The organism is Blastococcus sp. SYSU D01042 (assembly GCF_054050515.1).
This window is the reverse complement of record NZ_JBJGZM010000004.1, coordinates 367,097-383,871: the sequence shown is the minus strand read 5'-3', so window position 1 is coordinate 383,871 and position 16,775 is coordinate 367,097. Positions and strand designations below refer to the sequence as shown.

At 74.3% G+C, this 16,775-nt stretch carries 15 protein-coding genes; 11 read left to right on the top strand and 4 right to left on the bottom strand.

All coding sequences use genetic code 11. The features are described 5' to 3' along the window. Positions 1–4: 4 nt before the first annotated feature. Positions 5–1,216 carry a zinc-dependent alcohol dehydrogenase gene (locus ACI79H_RS10740; RefSeq protein ID WP_456554368.1) on the bottom strand — a complete coding sequence of 404 codons (1,212 nt, stop codon included), beginning with the start codon at positions 1,214–1,216 and terminating at the stop codon, positions 5–7. 189 nt (positions 1,217–1,405) lie between these two features. Between ACI79H_RS10740 and ACI79H_RS10735 the strand changes: the two genes are divergently transcribed. Both ACI79H_RS10735 and ACI79H_RS10730 read left to right on the top strand, forming a co-directional pair. Next, the gene (locus ACI79H_RS10735) at positions 1,406–2,983 is read left to right on the top strand and encodes an alpha/beta hydrolase fold domain-containing protein (RefSeq protein ID WP_456554367.1); all 1,578 of its coding nucleotides are present in this window, start codon (positions 1,406–1,408) and stop codon (positions 2,981–2,983) included. Further along, positions 2,980–4,089, top strand: a complete 1,110-nt coding sequence (locus tag ACI79H_RS10730) for an L-dopachrome tautomerase-related protein (protein WP_456554366.1) — start codon at positions 2,980–2,982, stop codon at positions 4,087–4,089. Before ACI79H_RS10735 ends, ACI79H_RS10730 begins: the two co-directional genes overlap by 4 nt. A gap of 21 nt (positions 4,090–4,110) precedes the next feature. On the opposite strand, the gene ACI79H_RS10725 is transcribed toward ACI79H_RS10730, so the two are convergent. Further along, on the bottom strand, positions 4,111–4,806 hold the full coding sequence (locus ACI79H_RS10725; RefSeq protein WP_456554365.1) for a DsbA family protein: 696 nt from the start codon (positions 4,804–4,806) through the stop codon (positions 4,111–4,113). 357 nt (positions 4,807–5,163) lie between these two features. Between ACI79H_RS10725 and ACI79H_RS10720 the strand changes: the two genes are divergently transcribed. Then, the gene (locus ACI79H_RS10720; protein WP_456554364.1) at positions 5,164–5,340 is read left to right on the top strand and encodes a hypothetical protein; all 177 of its coding nucleotides are present in this window, start codon (positions 5,164–5,166) and stop codon (positions 5,338–5,340) included. Between the two features lie 109 nt (positions 5,341–5,449). Here ACI79H_RS10720 and ACI79H_RS10715 read toward each other — a convergent pair whose 3' ends face one another. Further along, positions 5,450–5,794 carry a UBP-type zinc finger domain-containing protein gene (locus tag ACI79H_RS10715; protein WP_456554363.1) on the bottom strand — a complete coding sequence of 115 codons (345 nt, stop codon included), beginning with the start codon at positions 5,792–5,794 and terminating at the stop codon, positions 5,450–5,452. A gap of 199 nt (positions 5,795–5,993) precedes the next feature. Between ACI79H_RS10715 and ACI79H_RS10710 the strand changes: the two genes are divergently transcribed. From ACI79H_RS10710 to ACI79H_RS10675, 8 genes are all read left to right on the top strand, one after another. Further along, positions 5,994–7,652 (top strand): FAD-dependent oxidoreductase, encoded by a 1,659-nt coding sequence (locus ACI79H_RS10710; protein ID WP_456554362.1) that lies wholly within the window; start codon positions 5,994–5,996, stop codon positions 7,650–7,652. Continuing rightward, entirely contained in the window at positions 7,649–9,076 is a 1,428-nt protein-coding gene (locus ACI79H_RS10705) for an ATP-binding protein (RefSeq protein ID WP_456554361.1), read from the top strand. Before ACI79H_RS10710 ends, ACI79H_RS10705 begins: the two co-directional genes overlap by 4 nt. A 27-nt stretch (positions 9,077–9,103) precedes the next feature. After that, positions 9,104–9,925, top strand: a complete 822-nt coding sequence (locus ACI79H_RS10700) for a hypothetical protein (RefSeq protein WP_456554360.1) — start codon at positions 9,104–9,106, stop codon at positions 9,923–9,925. Positions 9,926–9,969: 44 nt separating this feature from the next. Further along, positions 9,970–10,479, top strand: coding sequence for a 2Fe-2S iron-sulfur cluster-binding protein (locus ACI79H_RS10695; RefSeq protein ID WP_456554359.1), 510 nt, complete (start codon positions 9,970–9,972; stop codon positions 10,477–10,479). Continuing rightward, positions 10,476–11,507, top strand: a complete 1,032-nt coding sequence (locus ACI79H_RS10690) for an FAD binding domain-containing protein (RefSeq protein ID WP_456554358.1) — start codon at positions 10,476–10,478, stop codon at positions 11,505–11,507. Before ACI79H_RS10695 ends, ACI79H_RS10690 begins: the two co-directional genes overlap by 4 nt. Next, entirely contained in the window at positions 11,504–13,597 is a 2,094-nt protein-coding gene (locus ACI79H_RS10685; RefSeq protein WP_456554357.1) for a xanthine dehydrogenase family protein molybdopterin-binding subunit, read from the top strand. Before ACI79H_RS10690 ends, ACI79H_RS10685 begins: the two co-directional genes overlap by 4 nt. Positions 13,598–13,641: 44 nt before the next feature. Beyond that, positions 13,642–14,049 (top strand): four-helix bundle copper-binding protein, encoded by a 408-nt coding sequence (locus tag ACI79H_RS10680; protein WP_456554356.1) that lies wholly within the window; start codon positions 13,642–13,644, stop codon positions 14,047–14,049. A gap of 122 nt (positions 14,050–14,171) precedes the next feature. Then, entirely contained in the window at positions 14,172–15,023 is an 852-nt protein-coding gene (locus ACI79H_RS10675) for a class I SAM-dependent methyltransferase (protein ID WP_456554355.1), read from the top strand. 6 nt (positions 15,024–15,029) lie between these two features. Here ACI79H_RS10675 and ACI79H_RS10670 read toward each other — a convergent pair whose 3' ends face one another. Next, positions 15,030–16,649, bottom strand: coding sequence for a peptide chain release factor 3 (locus ACI79H_RS10670; protein WP_456554354.1), 1,620 nt, complete (start codon positions 16,647–16,649; stop codon positions 15,030–15,032). Positions 16,650–16,775: the final 126 nt, after the last annotated feature.

Sequence of the window (16,775 nt, the reverse complement as noted above, 5' to 3'; positions counted from 1 at the left end):
TGGCTCAGGACGGGTCGAGCGCCACCTTGGTCCAGCCGCCCTGCCGCTGGTCGAAGGTCTCGTACGCGTCGAGGACCGACGGCATGTCCTCGACCTCGGTCAGCACGGTCGCCGGGTCGATCGCACCGGTGCGCACCAGGTCGAGCAGCTGCGGGATGTACCGGCGGTGGTTGCAGTTGCCCATCTTCACGGTCAGGTTCTTGTTCATGGCCGCACCGATCGGGAAGCTGGTCATGTCCGGCGGGTAGACGCCGATGATGCCGATGCTCCCGGCCTTGGCCACCGCCTCGACCGCCCACTGCAACGACTGGCTGGGCGCGTCGCCGGGCACCCACGTCGAGCCCTGCGGGTTCTGCTCGGGCGCCACCTGCTCGCGCTCGCGCTCGAACTCCGCGGCCTGCTGCTCGGCCGCCTCGGCCGCCGGCCCCTCCTTCGGCCGCTGCGCGTCCACGCCGACGGCGTCGATCACCCGGTCGACCCCGATCCCGCCGGTGAGCTCCTTGACGACCTCGACCGGGTCCTCGGCGTTGAAGTCGACCGCCTCGGCGCCGCGGGCGCGGGCCTGCTCGAGCCGGGACCCGATGCCGTCGACGACGAGCACCCGCGCGGCACCCTGCTGGAAAGCGCTGGTGACGGCGAACTGCCCGACCGGTCCGGCGCCCAGGACGAGCACCGTGTCGCCCTGGCCCACCTCGGCCAGGCGGGCGCCGAACCAGGCGGTCGGGTAGATGTCCGACAGCATGATCGCCGCGTCGTCGGACACCTCGGGGGGCAGCCACACCGGACCTACGTGCGCGAACGGGATGCGGGCGTACTGCGCCTGCAGCCCGTCCACCGGACCGGTGCTCTGCGGGCCGCCGAAGAAGCAGGTGCCCGCGGTCGGCCCGTTCGGGTTGGCGTTGTCGCACTGCGCGTAGTAGCCGGCGCGGCAGTACGAGCAGGTGCCGCACGCGACGGTCGAGGGGATGACCACCCGGTCACCCGGGCGCAGGTTGCGGACGCCCGGGCCGGTTTCGCGGACGACGCCGACCGCCTCGTGGCCGAGGATCGTGCCCTCGACCATCCCGCTCATCGTCCCGCGCACGAAGTGCAGGTCGGTGCCGCATATCGCGCTCGCGGTGATCTCCACGATCGCGTCGGTCGGGTCCTGGATGGTCGGGTCGGGGACGTCGTCGAGCCGGATGTCCCCGACGCCGTGCCACACCACTGCCTTCACGTGTCCTCCTGAGGTCCGGCGCACCGGCGGCCTGGGATCGGTCTGCGGGCGTCGCCTCCACCGCGCTACCCGTGCACGTCCGGGACACGCCTCGATCGGCGCGTGTACCTGCAGGGACGAGGGGTAGGTCGCGGGCAACCGGTCGTCGAGCCGACCAGGCCGGTTCCCACACTCCTGAGGAGCAGTCCCGTGGCCCTGGACTACCCGACCCTGCCCGGCGACATCGACCACCTGATCGCCGACGACCACGCGATCGTCGAGCGCCAGTTCCAGCACCTGGAGGCCGGGCGCGGCAACCGGCGGGTGCTGGTCGACCAGATCTCGCTGGAGCTGGCGCTGCACGCGTTCGCCGAGGAGACGGTGCTCTACCCGATCTGGCCCGAGATCGGCATGACCGACGAGCACGAGGACGCCGAGCACGAGCACCAGCAGATCAAGGAACTGCTCGTCACCCTGGGCCGGACGGAGCCGGGGGAGACCGACTTCGAGGAGTCGCTGACCCGCCTGATCGGCCTCGTCCGCCATCACGTGGACGACGAGGAGAACGAGGAACTGCCCGAGTTCCGGCGCAAGGCCGGGCCCGAGCGCATGGCGCAGCTCGGCGAGCAGTTCCTCGCCGCCAAGCGGCAGGCGCCGACCCGGCCGCACCCGCACGCCCCCGACGAGGGCCTGGCCGAGCGGATCGCCGGGATGCTCGCCAAGCCGCTGGACCACGTCCGCGACCTGCTGTCGGGCAAGCAGAAGGAGGCCGCGACCGACGCCTCCGGTCTGCTGAACCCGCAGGCGCAGGCGATCGTCGACGCCCACTCGTCGCTGGGCCCGCTGCCGTTCGAGATCCTCACGCCCGACCAGGCCCGCAAGCAGCCGGGTCCGAAGCAGGCGGTCGAGAAGGTCATGGCCGAGCGGGGGATCGAGGGGCCCGAGCCGGTCGGCTCGGTCGAGGACCTGGAGATCCCCGGCGGCGCCGGCGGCACCCAGCGGCTCCGGGTCTACACGCCGGCCGGTGCCGGCACCGCGCCCCTCCCGGTGATCATGTGGATCCACGGCGGTGGGTGGGTGCTGTTCGACATCGACGACCACTACGACGCCTCCTGCCGGGGTCTGACGAACAGGACCGGCGCGATCGTCGTCACGCCGGACTACCGGCGGGCGCCCGAGGCGGTCTTCCCCGCCTCGCACGACGACGTCCTCACCGCCTGGCACTGGGTCACGCAGAACGCGGCATCCTTCGGCGGCGACGCCTCCCGGCTGGCCATCGGCGGGGAGTCCGTCGGCGGCAACATGGCGGCGGCTACCTGCCTGCAGCTGGCCGCCAACGGGCAGCCGCTGCCGCTGGCCCAGGTGCTCGTGTACCCGCTCACCACCGGCGAGCAGTTCGGCGAGTCGATGGTCGACGCCGCCGACGGCCGGCCGCTGAACCGCGCGTTGCTGAGCTGGATGGCCATGCACGCCTTCCAGGGGAAGCCGGACGCCGCCCAGGACCCGCGCATCGACCTGCTTGGCTGGACGGAGGCCCAGCGGGCGCAGATGCCGCCCACCCTGGTCATCACCGACGAGCGCGACGTGCTCCGGAGCCAGGGGCAGCAGTTCGCGCAGGACCTGGAGGCCGCCGGCGTCGCGACGACCCACCGCTACTACGCGGGCGTCATGCACGAGTTCTTCGGCGCCGCCGCCGTGCTGGACGAGGCGGAGCAGGCGCAGCAGGAGGCGGCCGCCCACGTCACCCGGGCCTTCGGGCCCGCGCCGTTGGCCGGTGGGTCCCGGTGACGGCGGCGCTGCGGATCGCCGTCGACGAGACCGTCGGCGGGCTCGAGGTCGTCCACCAGTTCACCGGCGCCATGCCGACCGGGGTGACGGTGTCGCACGCCGGGCGGGTGTTCGTCTGCTACCCGAAGTGTGGCGACGACGTCGGCTTCACCGTGGGCGAGCTGCGCGACGGCCAGGAGGTCGCCTACCCCTCGCAGGAGCTCAACGACAACCGCTCCGACGCCGACCCCGAGCGGCTGGTGTCGGTGCAGAGCGTCGTCGTCGACCCCGCGGACCGGCTGTGGATCCTGGACACCGGCAGCCCGATGTTCCAGCCCACCGAGCACGGCGGGCCCAAGCTCGTCTGCGTCGACCTGACCACCGACGAGGTGGTCCGCACCATCCTGTTCCCGACCGACGTGGCGCTGCCGACGACGTACCTCAACGACGTCCGCTTCGACCTGCGCCGCGGGGACGGGGGGACGGCGTTCATCACCGACTCCTCGGACCAGGGGCCGAACGGGATCATCGTCGTGGACCTCGCGTCCGGAGAGTCCTGGCGCCGGCTGCACGAGCACCCGAGCACGAAGGCGACCACGCCGCCGGACCTGCGGATGGTGGTCGAGGGCGTCGAGTTCCTGGAGCGCTCGCCCGACGGGGAGACCTCGCCGGTGACCATGGGGGCCGACGGCATCGCGATCGCCGCCGACGGCAGCCGGCTGCACTACTGCCCGCTGGCCGGGCGCCGCTGGTACAGCGTCTCCGTCGACGCGCTCGTCGACCGCGGGCAGGACGACGACGCTGTGGCCGCCACCGTGCAGGACGAGGGCGACAAGGGCTGCGTCAGCGACGGCCTGGAGACCGACGACCAGGGGCGGCTGTACGTGACCGACGGGGAGCACGACGCCATCCACCGGCGGCTGCCCGACGGCTCGTGGGAGACCGTCGTGCACGACCCGCGGCTGCTGTGGCCGGACACCATGAGCGTCGCGGCCGACGGCTTCCTCTACGTCACCGCGAACCAGCTCTACCGGCAGGACAAGTACCGCGGCGGCGAGGACCAGCGGCGCAAGCCCTACGTGCTGTTCCGCACGCGGATCGACGCCGGACCGGTGCGGCTGCGCTGAGGCGCCGGCCGCGGGGGGAGCTCAGGAGCCCTGAGCCCCCGCGGCCGCGGCACGGCGGACGAGGTCGTCGTACACCGAGGGGTCGTCGGAGTCGACGACGGGGTAGCCGCCGTCCTCGTCCGGGTGCATCGCGATGCCGGGGTTGTGCACGTCGGACCCGTCGGCGAGGAAGAAGTGCGGGCTCCCCTGGACCCGCTCCCGGTTCGCCCGGTAGTCGGCCATCATCGGTCCGCGGGCCCGGCCGTCGTCGAGCGCCGCGGCGATCGCGTCGTCATCGACCAGGTCGCACGACCGGGCGACGTCGACCACCTCGTGCAGCATGCTGATGCACCGGCTGTCGCGGAAGAACGCCAGCCGCAACGCCATGTCCAGCTGCTCGGCAGCAGCCGCCGACTGCTGCTTCGCCGCGTGCACCGCCTCGTCCGCGGGCAGGACGGTCACCGGCCAGCTCGACGGCTCGCCCGCCCACGGCGACATCCCGAGGCCCGGCTCGAGCTGCCCCACGACCGGGATCTCCGCGTCCAGCATCCGCTGGGGGATGGCGAACCGGTTGACGTCCTCGAGCAGGAACAACCGGTGGTCGACCCGCACCGCGTCGTCCAGACCCAGCCGGCTCCGCGCGGCGAGGAAGCGGTGCAGCGCCACGGTGGACCAGGCGCAGATGACGTCGGTGTAGACGACGACCGTGCCGGGGGCGACGGTCAGCGGCTCGGTCACGGGGAGGTCCTCTCGTCCGGACGCAGTCGTCCTCACGGGCTCGGAGCGGCGGTCGTCCGCCCGGCCCTACCCGCGGCCGGCGCGGCTCAACTCTTGTTGCCCGGCTCGTGCCGCCGCGTCTCGAAGGTCTTGTGCCCGTTGGGGCAGGGCGGGATCTCGTCGCCCTGCGTCACGTGGACCTTCTCGCTGCAGTGCGCGCAGTAGAAGTCACCGGTCTTCTGCGCCCGTTCCCCGGCGTGTGCCGCTATGGCCCGCTCCCGTCGTCGTCCCGCTGGTGGGGGACCGGTACCCGCGTCCGTCCGGGCCGACGCTCGCGTGTCGGTGCGGGGGGGGGGGGGGGGGGTAGCGGTGACCGGCATGGCGAAGAACAACGACCAGGACGTCCAGCGTGCCGCCGCGCGGCGAGCCGAGCGCGAAGGTGTCGCGCCCAGCGCGGCGGGCGCCACCACCGGCGCGTCCAAGCAGGCCGAGCACCACACCCACGGCGACGACCGCCACGAGCACTCGGACGCGAAGGGGAAGAGCAAGACCTGACGGTCCCCGGCTCGACACGGCGCTCGGGACCCGCCGCGAGCGCCGGCGCGCCCGTCGCCCCTCGTCCACTCCCGAGCCGGTGCGCGGACCCGTCCCGCCGGACGTGCGGTCAGCGGAGGCGGGACCGCCAGTCGGCGGGGACGCGTCCGCGGGGGCCGGGGGCCGGCTGGTCGACCGGGCGGTGCTGGGGCGGGGCGAGCGGCGCACCGGTCACGGGGCGCTCGGCCGCGAAGTTCCAGAACCAGTCCTCGCCCGGCTCGAAGCTGCGGACCACCGGGTGGCCGGTCTCGCCGGCGTGCGTGCGGGCGTGCCCGCTGGGCGAGGAGTCGCAGCAGCCCACGTGCCCGCACGCCGCGCACCGGCGCAGGTGGAACCACCAGCCGCCGGAGGCCTCGCACTCCACGCACCCGGGGCCCGACGGCGGCACGGCCGGGTCGATCGAGGGACCGGTCATCCGCTCACTCCCGTCTGCAGGCGACGCACGGGGCAACCGTACGGACGGCGCCCCGCCCGAGGAAGCCTCCGGCGCCGGGGAAGAGGGGTGCGCCGCAGGTCGTCCCGCGACTAGCGTCGTGGGCGGCACCCGGATACGCGGGCCCGGTGACCTCCCCGGACGCGCCCGCCCTGGTTCCGGCGCCGGACAGGAGTCGCAGATGGGCACACCGGTCCTCCTCAGCGTGGACGACGACCCGGGGGTCTCCCGCTCCGTCGCGCGCGACCTCCGGCGGAGGTACGGCGAGGAGTTCCGCGTGCTCCGGGCGTCGTCGGGCCCCGAGGCTCTCGACGCGCTCAAAGAGCTCAAGCTGCGGGGCGACGTCGTCGTCGCGCTGCTGGCCGACTACCGGATGCCGGAGATGGACGGCATCGAGTTCCTCGAGCGGGCGATGGACCTGTTCCCGCGGGCCCGCCGCGCGCTGCTCACCGCCTACGCCGACACCGACGCCGCCATCCAGGCGATCAACGTCGTGGACGTCGACGCCTACCTGCTCAAGCCCTGGAACCCGCCGGAGGAGAAGCTCTACCCGGTCGTCGACCAGATGATCGAGGCGTGGCGGGACAGCCCCGAGGCCGTCGTCGAGGGCGTCAAGCTGATCGGCCACCGCTGGTCGGCGCCGTCCTTCCGCGCCCGCGACCTGCTCGCCCGCAACGCCGTCCCCTACCGCTGGTTCAGCGCGGACGAGAGCGACGGGCAGCGCCTGCTCGTGGCCGCCGGCGCGACCGCCGACGACGTCCCGGTGATCATCACGGCCGACGGCACGGTCCTCAAGTCGCCGTCGGAGAGCGAGCTCGCCTCGGTGGTGGGGCTGAGCACCGCGGCGGAGCAGGAGTTCTACGACCTCGTCGTGGTGGGCGGCGGCCCGGCCGGCCTGGGCGCGGCGGTCTACGGCGCGTCGGAGGGGCTGCGGACGGTGCTCGTCGAGCGCGAGGCGACCGGCGGTCAGGCGGGGCAGAGCAGCCGGATCGAGAACTACCTCGGCTTCCCGAACGGCATCTCCGGCGGCCAGCTCGCCGACCGCGCCCGGCGCCAGGCGCGCAAGTTCGGCGCCGAGCTCCTGCTGACCCGCGACTGCGTGGCGCTGGAGGTGCACGGGCCCAAGCGTGTGCTGCGCTTCGACGACGGCAGCGCGATCGCCGCGCACGCCGTCGTCCTGGCCACGGGGGTGTCCTACCGCAGCCTCGACGTGCCGGGCGCCGACCTCCTCACCGGCCGCGGCGTCTACTACGGCTCGGCCATGACCGAGGGCCCCGCGTGCGCCGGGGAGCAGGTGGTCGTCGTGGGCGGGGCGAACTCGGCGGGGCAGGCGGCGGTGTTCTTCGCGCGGTACGCGAGCGCGGTGCACCTGCTCTGCCGGGGGCCGTCGCTGGAGGCGTCGATGTCGCAGTACCTGGTCGAGCAGCTGGCCGCCATCGACAACGTGCACGTGCACACCTGCACGACGGTCACCGAGGCGCACGGCACCGACCACCTCGAGGAGGTCACCATGCAGGACGTGCGCACCGGCGAGCACACCACCGTGCCTGCCGGGCACCTGTTCGTCTTCATCGGCGGCGAGCCGCGCACCTCGTGGCTCGACGGCGTCCTGGTCCGCGACGACCGCGGCTTCCTGCCCACCGGCCCCGGACTGGTGGACGACGGCCACCGGCCCGGCGGCTGGGCGCTGGACCGCGAGCCCTACCTCCTGGAGTCCAGCGTGCCGGGGGTCTTCGTGGCCGGCGACGTGCGCGCGGAGTCGGTCAAGCGGGTCGCCTCCGCCGTCGGCGAGGGCGCCCTGGCCGTCACGCTGGTGCACCGGTACCTGGGGGAGCGGTGACCACGGGGCAGCGGCTGGCGCCCGCGGAGCTGCGCGAGCTGTTCCTGTTCGAGGACCTGGACGACGAGCAGCTGGCCTGGGTGGCCGCCAACGGCGACGTCGTCGACGTCGCCGCCGGGGCGGACGTCTCGGTCGAGGGCGAGCCCGCCGAGTGCTTCTTCGTCCTGCTCGAGGGGCAGATGACGATGGTCCGGCTGGTCGGGGGCAGCGAGGTCGAGACGGTGCGCACCTCGCACCGCGGGGTGTTCTCCGGCGCCGTCCAGTTCTACTTCGGCGACCGGCTCGAGCAGCGCTACCCGGCGACGGTCCGGGCGATCAGCGACTGCCGCTTCCTGGCGCTGCCCGCGGCGCCCTTCGCGGAGGTGTTCCACGAGTGGTACCCGATGGCGGTGCACCTGCTCGAGGGCATGTTCGTCGGCCAGCGGAACTCCGCGGAGCTGGTCGGGCAGCGCGAGCGGCTGCTGGCGATGGGCAAGCTGACCGCCGGGCTGACGCACGAGCTGAACAACCCCGCGGCCGCGGCGGCCCGCGCCACCGACGCGCTGCGCGAGCGGTTCGCCGGCATGCGGCACAAGCTGGCGATGCTGGCCGGGGGTGCGTTCGACGGCGAGATGCTGCGCGCGCTTACCGGGCTGCAGGAGGAGTTCCTCGGCCGGGTGGCGACCGCCCGCGAGCTGCCCGCCCTGGAGCGGATGGACCGCGAGGAGGAGCTGGGCGACTGGCTGGCCGACCACGGCGTCGACCGGCCGTGGGAGCTGGCCACCGTCTTCCTCGCCGCGGGCCTGGGCCCGGCCGACCTCGACCGCGTGACGCAGGCGGTGGAGCCGACGTCGCTCGAGGCGGCGCTGCGCTGGCTGGGCTACGCGGTCGAGACCGAGACGCTGCTGCTGGAGGTCGCTGACAGCACCCAGCGGATCTCCGGCCTGGTGGACGCCGCCAAGCAGTACTCGCAGATGGACCGGACCCCGCACCGGCCGACCGACCTGCACGCCGGGCTCGACGCCACGCTGGTGATGCTCGGCGGGAAGATCAAGCCCGGCATCACCGTGGTCAAGGACTACGACCGGAGCCTGCCGGAGGTCCCCGCCTACGCCGGCGAGCTCAACCAGGTGTGGACCAACCTCATCGCCAACGCGCTCGAGGCGATGGAGGGCGAGGGGACGCTGACGCTGCGAACCGCGCGCGACCGGGACTCCGCGGTGGTCGAGGTCCGCGACACCGGGCCCGGAATCCCGCCGGACCTGCGCGCGCGGGTCTTCGAGCCGTTCTTCACCACCAAGCCGGTCGGGCAGGGCACCGGGCTGGGCCTCGACCTCTCGTGGCGGACCGTGGTCAAGCGGCACGGCGGCGACCTGCGGGTGATCTCCGAGCCCGGCGACACGCGCTTCCAGGCGCTGCTGCCCCTGTCCGACCCCACCACCTGAGCGGCGCGCGCTGGGAGACTGGCGCGGGTGTTCGACGTCGACTGGATGGGGCTGCTGGCCCGCGAGGTGCTGCGCGAGCGGACCGCCGCGCTGATCGCCGAGAGCTGCGCGTGGGCAGTGGGGCTCTCCGACCGCCCGCACCTGCGGCGGAGGGCGGGGGTCCCGCAACCCAGCGGGCCGACGCTGGGGGAGCGGGCCGCCGGCGGGCTGCCGGTCAGCAGCGACGACGACGGGCGGCTCGAGCTCGGCGACGCGGTGCCCGGCAGCTTCCAGGACGCGCTCAACGCCCTGACCCCCGACGGCGGCGTGCACGCCGAGCGGTTCGACGACGAGGTGCTCGTGCCGTTCGTGCACGCCACCTGCGTGACGGCGGCCGAGCGCGCCCGCAGCCGCCGGCCGGACGCCTGGGCCGAGCTCGCCGACGACGTCGGTGAGGAGGCCGACGACCTGGGCGCGGTCATCCGGGCGGCGGAGTGGGAGGCCCCGCTGCGGATCGAGGCCGAGCAGCTGGTGCTGGCCGCGCTCGGGGCGATGCCGCTGCTGGAGGTCGAGACCGAGGGGTTGCCGCTGTCGCTGGTGCGGGCCGCCGAGGCGGTCACGCGCGCCGCCGTCCCCGTGCCCGAGGTGCCCGCGCCGGACGACGGCCTGGCCGGAGCGCTGTTCCTCGCCCGCGCGGCACTGGAGGAGTCCGGGTGCACCGTGCCCGTGCCGCCGGCCGAGGCGGACCTGCTGCTGGCGGCCCTGGCCGACGCCGGGCTGGAGGCGGCCGAGCTGCCCGCCGTCCTGCCGCACCTGCCGGTGGAGGACGGCACGATCGTGCGGATCACCGCTTCCCTCGCGGAGGGCTGAGCCCGCGGGTTTGCCGCGCCGGGGCACGTGGGCACCCGCGCGTCGTGGACGCCGACATCGAGCTGACGGTGGACGGCGTGCGACGCCGGCTCACCGTCGACACCCGCACCACCCTCCTCGACGCGCTCCGCGAACGCCTCGGCAACACCAGCCCGAAGAAGGGGTGCGACCACGGGCAGTGCGGCGCGTGCACGGTGCTGCTGGACGGCGACCGGGCGCTGAGCTGCCTGGCGCTGGCGGTCGCCCACGACGGCGCGGAGATCACCACCGCCGACGGGCTCGCCGCCGACGGCCTGCACCCTGTGCAGCAGGCGTTCGTGGAGAAAGACGCGTTCCAGTGCGGCTACTGCACGCCCGGCCAGATCTGCTCGGCCGTGGGTGTGCTGGACGAGGTCCGGCGGGGCTGGCCCAGCCACGCGAGCGCCGACCTCACCGCGGACCCGGAGCTGACGCACGACGAGGTGGCCGAGCGGATGAGCGGCAACCTGTGCCGCTGCGCGGCCTACGTCAACATCGTGCCGGCCGTGCAGCAGGCCGGCGGGGTCACCCCGTGAAGCCGTTCGCCTTCGCCCGTCCGGCCGACGTCGCCGAGGCGGTCCGCACCGTCGCGGCGGAGCCGGGCGCGGTGTTCCTGGGCGGCGGGACCAACCTGGTCGACCACCTCAAGCTCGGCGTGGCGCGTCCCGAGCTGGTGGTCGACGTCCGCACGCTCACCTCCCGGGAGACCGTCGACCTCGAGGACGGCGGCCTGCGGGTCGGCGCCGCGGTGACCAACAGCGAGCTGGCGGCCGACCGGCGCGTCCGGGAGCGCTACCCGGTGCTGGCGCAGGCGCTGCTGGCGGGCGCGACGGGGCAGTTGCGCAACCTGGCGACCACCGCGGGCAACCCGCTGCAGCGCACCCGCTGCGTGTACTTCCAGGACGTCACCACGCCGTGCAACAAGCGCGAGCCCGGCAGCGGGTGCACAGCGGTGGGCGGCTACACCCGCTACCACGCCATCCTCGGCACCCCCGGGGCGCTGCCCGACCCGACGGCGCCGGAGACCTGCATCGCCACCCACCCTTCGGACATGGCCGTGGCCCTGGCGGTGCTGGACGCGCAGGTGCACGTCCAGGGACCGGCCGGCGCCCGCGTCGTCCCCTTCGCCGAGCTGCACCGGCTCCCCGGCGACGACCCCTCCCGCGACACGGTGCTGGAGCACGGGGAGCTGATCACGGCCATCGACCTGCCGCCGACGCCGGAAGGTGCGCGGTCGGCCTACCGCAAGGTCCGCGACCGCGCCTCCTATGCCTTCGCCCTGGTGTCGGTGGCCGCGGTCGTCACGGTCCTGGACGGCCGCGCGACCGACCTGCGGCTCGCGCTCGGCGGTGTGGCGCACCGGCCCTGGCGGGCCCGGCGCGCCGAGGAGGTGCTCCGCGGCGAGGAGCTGACCGAGCAGCGCGTCCGGGCCGCCCTGGACGCCGAGCTCGCGGCCGCGCAGCCCCAGCCGGGCGTCGACGGCGGCAACGGCTTCAAGATCCCGCTCGTCTCGCGGACGGCGGTCGCGACCGTGCGGGACCTGATCCAGGAGGACGCGGCATGACCGGTCTGCTCGAGCCCCGCGCGATCGGCCAGGCCCTCGCCCGGCGGGACGGCGAGGCCAAGGTGCGGGGCACCGCCACCTACGCCTACGAGACGCCGGTGGACCGCCCCGCCTTCGCCCAGGTCGTGCAGGCCACGATCCCGCGCGGGCGGGTGACCTCGGTCGACACCTCCGCCGCGGAGGCGCTGGAGGGGGTGCTCGCGGTCGTGACGGCGGAGAACGCGGAACGGCTGGCCTCCACCGACGACCGCGAGCTCGCGGTGCTGCAGGACCGCGAGGTCGCCTTCCGGGGCCAGCCGCTGGGCCTGGTCGTCGCGGAGACCTCGGAGCGGGCCCGCGAGGCCGCCGACCTGGTGCGGATCGGCTACGCGGAGGAGCCGCACTCCAGCGAGCTGTCCGTCGACGACCCCGACCTGTACGCGCCGGAGCAGGTCAACGCGGGCTACGAGACCGACACCGCCGAGGGCGACGTGGCCGCGGCGATGGCGACCGCGCACGCCACCGTGGAGCAGACGTACGCCACGGCGATGTACCACAACAACCCGATCGAGCCGCACGCCACGACGGCCCTGTGGGCGCCGGACGAGGACGTCCCGCTCACCCTCTGGGACTCCACCCAGGGCGTCCACCCCTCCCGCGCCGCGGTCGCGGATCTCTTCGGCCTGGACCAGGAGCAGATCCGGGTGGTCTGCCCGTACGTCGGCGGCGGGTTCGGCTCCAAGGGCACGCCGCACGCCAACGTCGTCCTCGCGGCGATGGCGGCGCGCGCCGTCCCCGGCCGCCCGGTCAAGCTGGCCCTGACCCGCCAGCAGATGTTCTTCCTCGCCGGTTACCGCACCCCGACGATCCAGCAGCTGCAGGTGGCCGCCGACCGCACGGGCCGGCTCCAGGCCATCGCGATCGACGTCGTGGAGCAGACGTCGCGGATCAAGGAGTTCGCCGAGCAGACCGGCGTGCCCACCCGGATGATGTACGCCTCGCCGAGCCGGCGGACCACGCACCGGCTGGCCGCCCTCGACGTCCCGGTGCCCTCGTGGATGCGGGCGCCGGGGGAGTGCCCGGGGATGTTCGGTCCCGAGGTCGCGCTGGACGAGCTGGCCGACGCCCTCGGGATGGACCCGGTGGAGCTGCGGATCCGGAACGAGCCCGAGGTGGACCCGGAGACCGGCAAGCCGTGGTCGAGCCGCAACCTCGTGGCGTGCCTGCGCGACGGCGCCGAGCGGTTCGGCTGGGCCGACCGGCCGCCGTCGCGGCACCGCGACGGCGACTGGCTGGTCGGCACCGGGGTGGCCTCGTCGGTCTACCCGACGATGCGGCAGGCGACGTCGACCGCCACCGTCCGGTACGAGGCCGGCCGGTACGCCGTGGAGATCGGCGCCGCCGACCTGGGGACCGGCGCGTGGACCGTCCTCCCGCAGATCGCCGCCGACGCGCTCGGCGTCCCGGTCGACGGCGTCGAGGTCCGGATCGGAGACACCCGCTACCCGACGGCCTCGGTGGCCGGCGGGTCCTCGGGCACGAACACCTGGGGCTCGGCGATCGTCGTGGCCGCAGGCGCCTTCCGGGAGAAGTTCGGCGGCTCCCCGTCCGACGGCGACGAGGCGTCCGGCGACGTCGACCAGGCCGCGCAGGACTCCGACCACGCGGCCTACGCCTTCGGGGCGCAGTTCGCCGAGGTGCGGGTGCACGCCGACACGGGTGAGATCCGGGTGCCGCGGCTGTACGGCGTCTTCGCGGCCGGCCGGATCGTCAACCCGCGGACCGCGCGGTCGCAGCTCGTCGGCGGCATGACCATGGGCATGTCGATGGCCCTGCACGAGACCAGCGTCTGGGACCACCGCATCGGCCAGGTCGCCAACCACGACCTGGCCGAGTACCACATCACGGTCAACGCCGACGTCGCCGACGTGCAGGCGCACTGGGTGGACGAGCACGACCCGTACGTGAACGTCATGGGCAGCAAGGGCATCGGCGAGATCGGCATCACCGGCACGGCGGCAGCGGTGGTCAACGCCGTGCACCGGGCCACCGGCGTCCGGGTCCGCGAGCTGCCGGTGACGCTGGACAAGCTGCTGCCCGGCCTGCCCTGAACCCGCGCAGGGCCGCGATGGACCGATCGATCGAAGGGGACGACATGACCGCTGCCGCACAGATGCTCGCCAGCTACCCGAAGGACCTCGGCGGCATCGACCGCGACGCCCTGGTCGAGTGCATCGAGGCGTGCGTCGCCTGCGCCCAGGCGTGCACCGCCTGCGCCGACGCCTGCCTCAGCGAGGACATGGTGGCCGAGCTGCGGACCTGCATCCGCACCGACCTCGACTGCGCGGACGTCTGCGAGGCCACCGGGCGGGTGCTGTCCCGCCACACCGGGTACGACGCGAACCTCACGCGTGCGGTGCTGGAGGCGTGCGCCGCCGCGTGCAAGGCCTGCGGCGACGAGTGCGCCGCGCACGCCGGGATGCACGAGCACTGCCGCATCTGCGCCGAGGCGTGCCGCCGCTGCGAGGAGGCCTGCCGCGCGCTGCTCGCCCGGCTCGGCTGAGCGCCGGTCCCGTCGGGCCCTTGGCCCCTGTCGAGCACGGCCGTCGCGGGGCCAGCCTGGCGATCGCTGACCCAGCACTCCGGCTCGGGGGGCGCCGGACTCACCGACGATCGGGTGGACCCATGACCTCCACGACCGGCACGCCCGCCGACGCCGACCGCGCCCTCAAGGCCCGGCACCGCGCCATGTGGGCGACCGGGGACTACCCCGGCCTCGCCGACGACCTCCTGCTCGAGCTCGGCCCGCTCCTGGTGGCAGCCGCCGGGATCGGTGCCGGGGACCGCGTCCTCGACGTCGGCGCGGGCACCGGGAACGTCGCGATCGCGGCCGCCGAGGCGGGCGCGCGCGTGATCGCCTCCGACCTCACCCCGGAGCTGCTCGAAGCGGGCCGGGCCCGGGCCGCCGAGCGCGGCGTGGAGCTGGAGTGGCGGGAGGCCGACGCCGAGGCGCTGCCCTTCTCCGACGGCGAGTTCGACGCGGTGCTCTCCTGCATCGGCGTCATGTTCGCCCCCCACCACCGCGCCGCGGCCGACGAGCTGGTGCGGGTGTGCCGCCCCGGCGGCCGCATCGGCCTGCTCAGCTGGACACCGGAGGGCTTCATCGGGCAGATGTTCGCCACCATGAAGCCCTACGCGCCGCCGCCCCCACCCGGGGCGCAGCCCCCGCCGTTGTGGGGCAGCGAGGAGCACGTGACCGAGCTGCTGGGCGACCGGGTGACCGACGTGGTCGCCGAGCGCCGGGCCCTCGCCGTCGACCTGTTCGCCGCGCCGGAGGCGTTCCGGGACTACTTCAAGGCGCGGTACGGCCCGACCATCGCCGTCTACGGCGCGCTGGCCGACGAGCCGGAGCGGGCCGCCGAGCTGGACGAGGCACTGGCCGACCTGGTGCGGCGGTTCGACCAGGGGCAGGGGCTCGAGTGGGAGTACCTGCTGCTCACCGCCACCCGGCGGGCCGAGGTGCCGAGCCCCCGCTGACCCGGCTCACAGCTGGGCGGCGACCAGGGGTTCGAGGGTGAGCTCCGGCTTGTTCTGCTGCAGCACCCGCAGGCCCCACTTGTCCGGGAAGACGGCGAGCAGCTCGCCGTCGCCCCTGCGCAGGATCTCGGCGTTGCGGGCGGCGGCGAGGATGCCCGGCGCCGAGGCCTCGTCGGTGCGCAGCGCCAGGCTGTGGGGCAGCCGGTCCAGCTCCACCGGGGCGCCGAACTCGTGCTCCATCCGGTGGGTGGCCACCTCGAACTGCATGGGGCCGACGACGGCGAGCACGGGGGCGCCGTCGCCGCGGCGGTCCGAGGTGAGCACCTGCACCACGCCCTCGCTGTCGAGCTGCGCGATGCCCTTGCGGAACTGCTTGTGCTTGGCGGCGTCCTTGCTGTGGCAGACGGCGAAGTGCTCGGGGGCGAAGGTGGTGAGCGGCGGGAACTGCACGGGCTGCTCGGCGTAGAGGGTGTCGCCCACGCCCAGGGCGTTGGCGTTGACCAGGCCGACGACGTCGCCGGGGTAGGCGACGTCGATGCTCTCGCGGTCGCGGCCGAACACGTGCTGGGCGTACTTGGTCGCGAAGGGCCGGCCGGTGCGGGCGTGGGTCACGACCATGCCGCGCTCGAAGACGCCCGAGGCGATCCGGATGAAGGCCAGCCGGTCGCGGTGCGCGGTGTCCATGCCCGCCTGCACCTTGAACACGAACGCGCTGAACGGGTCGGTGAGCTGGCGGGTCCCGCCGTCGGCGGTGGGCATGCCGTGCGGCGCGGGCGCCAGGTCCACGAGCGTGTCCAGCAGCGCGCCGACGCCGAAGTTGGACACCGCGGAGGCGAACAGCACCGGCGTCGTCACGCCGTCCAGGAACAGCGACTGCTCGTGGTCCTGGCCGCTGGCCTCGAGCAGCTCGGCCTCCTCCACCGCCCGCTGCCACGCCTCGCCCTCGCGGGCCAGCGCGGCCGCCGCCGGCAGCGTCTTCTCGGGGGCGATGGTCGCGCCGCCGGCCGTGCGGGTGAACCGCCGGTAGGAGCCGTCGGAGCGGTCCAGCACGCCGCGGAAGTCACCGGCGATGCCCACCGGCCAGGTCAGCGGCGTCGGCGTCAGGCCGGTGCGCTCGGTGATCTCGTCCATCAGCTCCAGGGCGTCCATGCCCGGGCGGTCCCACTTGTTGATCACCGTGAGCACCGGGATGCCGCGGTGCCGGCAGACGGCGAACAGCTTCATCGTCTGCGCCTCGAGGCCCTTGGCGGCGTCGACCAGCATGACCGCGGCGTCCACGGCGGTGAGGACGCGGTAGGTGTCCTCGGAGAAGTCGGCGTGGCCGGGGGTGTCGAGCAGGTTGATGACCGCGTCGCGGTACTCGAACTGCAGCGCCGCGGAGGTGATGGAGATGCCGCGCTGCTTCTCGATGTCCATCCAGTCCGACACCGTGCCGCGCCGGCCGGCCTTGCCGTGCACCGCGCCGGCCTGGCCGATCACGCGGGCGTGCAGGGCGAGGGCCTCGGTGAGCGTGGACTTGCCGGCGTCCGGGTGGCTGATGACGGCGAACGTGCGCCGCCGGCCGGCCTGGTCCACGGCCTCCCGCCCGGCCCGGGCACCGCCGGCGCGCTCCTCGACGACGCTCATCGGGTCGTCGTCCGGGCAGCGCGGGACACGGCGGGGTTCACGGGGGACACGACTGGACAGTATCCGCGCCCGACGCCGTCCCCCGCTGCGTCGTCGGTCACCCGCACCCGAGGGCCTTGCCGGGCG

What these genes read in the sequence shown, in the direction of transcription:
- ACI79H_RS10680 (WP_456554356.1), top strand. Translation starts at nt 13,642, where the DNA reads ATGACCGCTGCCGCACAGATGCTCGCCAGCTACCCGAAGGACCTCGGC.
- ACI79H_RS10715 (WP_456554363.1), bottom strand. Translation starts at nt 5,794, where the DNA reads ATGACCGGTCCCTCGATCGACCCGGCCGTGCCGCCGTCGGGCCCCGGG.
- ACI79H_RS10720 (WP_456554364.1), top strand. Translation starts at nt 5,164, where the DNA reads ATGGCGAAGAACAACGACCAGGACGTCCAGCGTGCCGCCGCGCGGCGA.
- ACI79H_RS10685 (WP_456554357.1), top strand. Translation starts at nt 11,504, where the DNA reads ATGACCGGTCTGCTCGAGCCCCGCGCGATCGGCCAGGCCCTCGCCCGG.
- ACI79H_RS10710 (WP_456554362.1), top strand. Translation starts at nt 5,994, where the DNA reads ATGGGCACACCGGTCCTCCTCAGCGTGGACGACGACCCGGGGGTCTCC.
- ACI79H_RS10675 (WP_456554355.1), top strand. Translation starts at nt 14,172, where the DNA reads ATGACCTCCACGACCGGCACGCCCGCCGACGCCGACCGCGCCCTCAAG.
- ACI79H_RS10670 (WP_456554354.1), bottom strand. Translation starts at nt 16,649, where the DNA reads ATGAGCGTCGTCGAGGAGCGCGCCGGCGGTGCCCGGGCCGGGCGGGAG.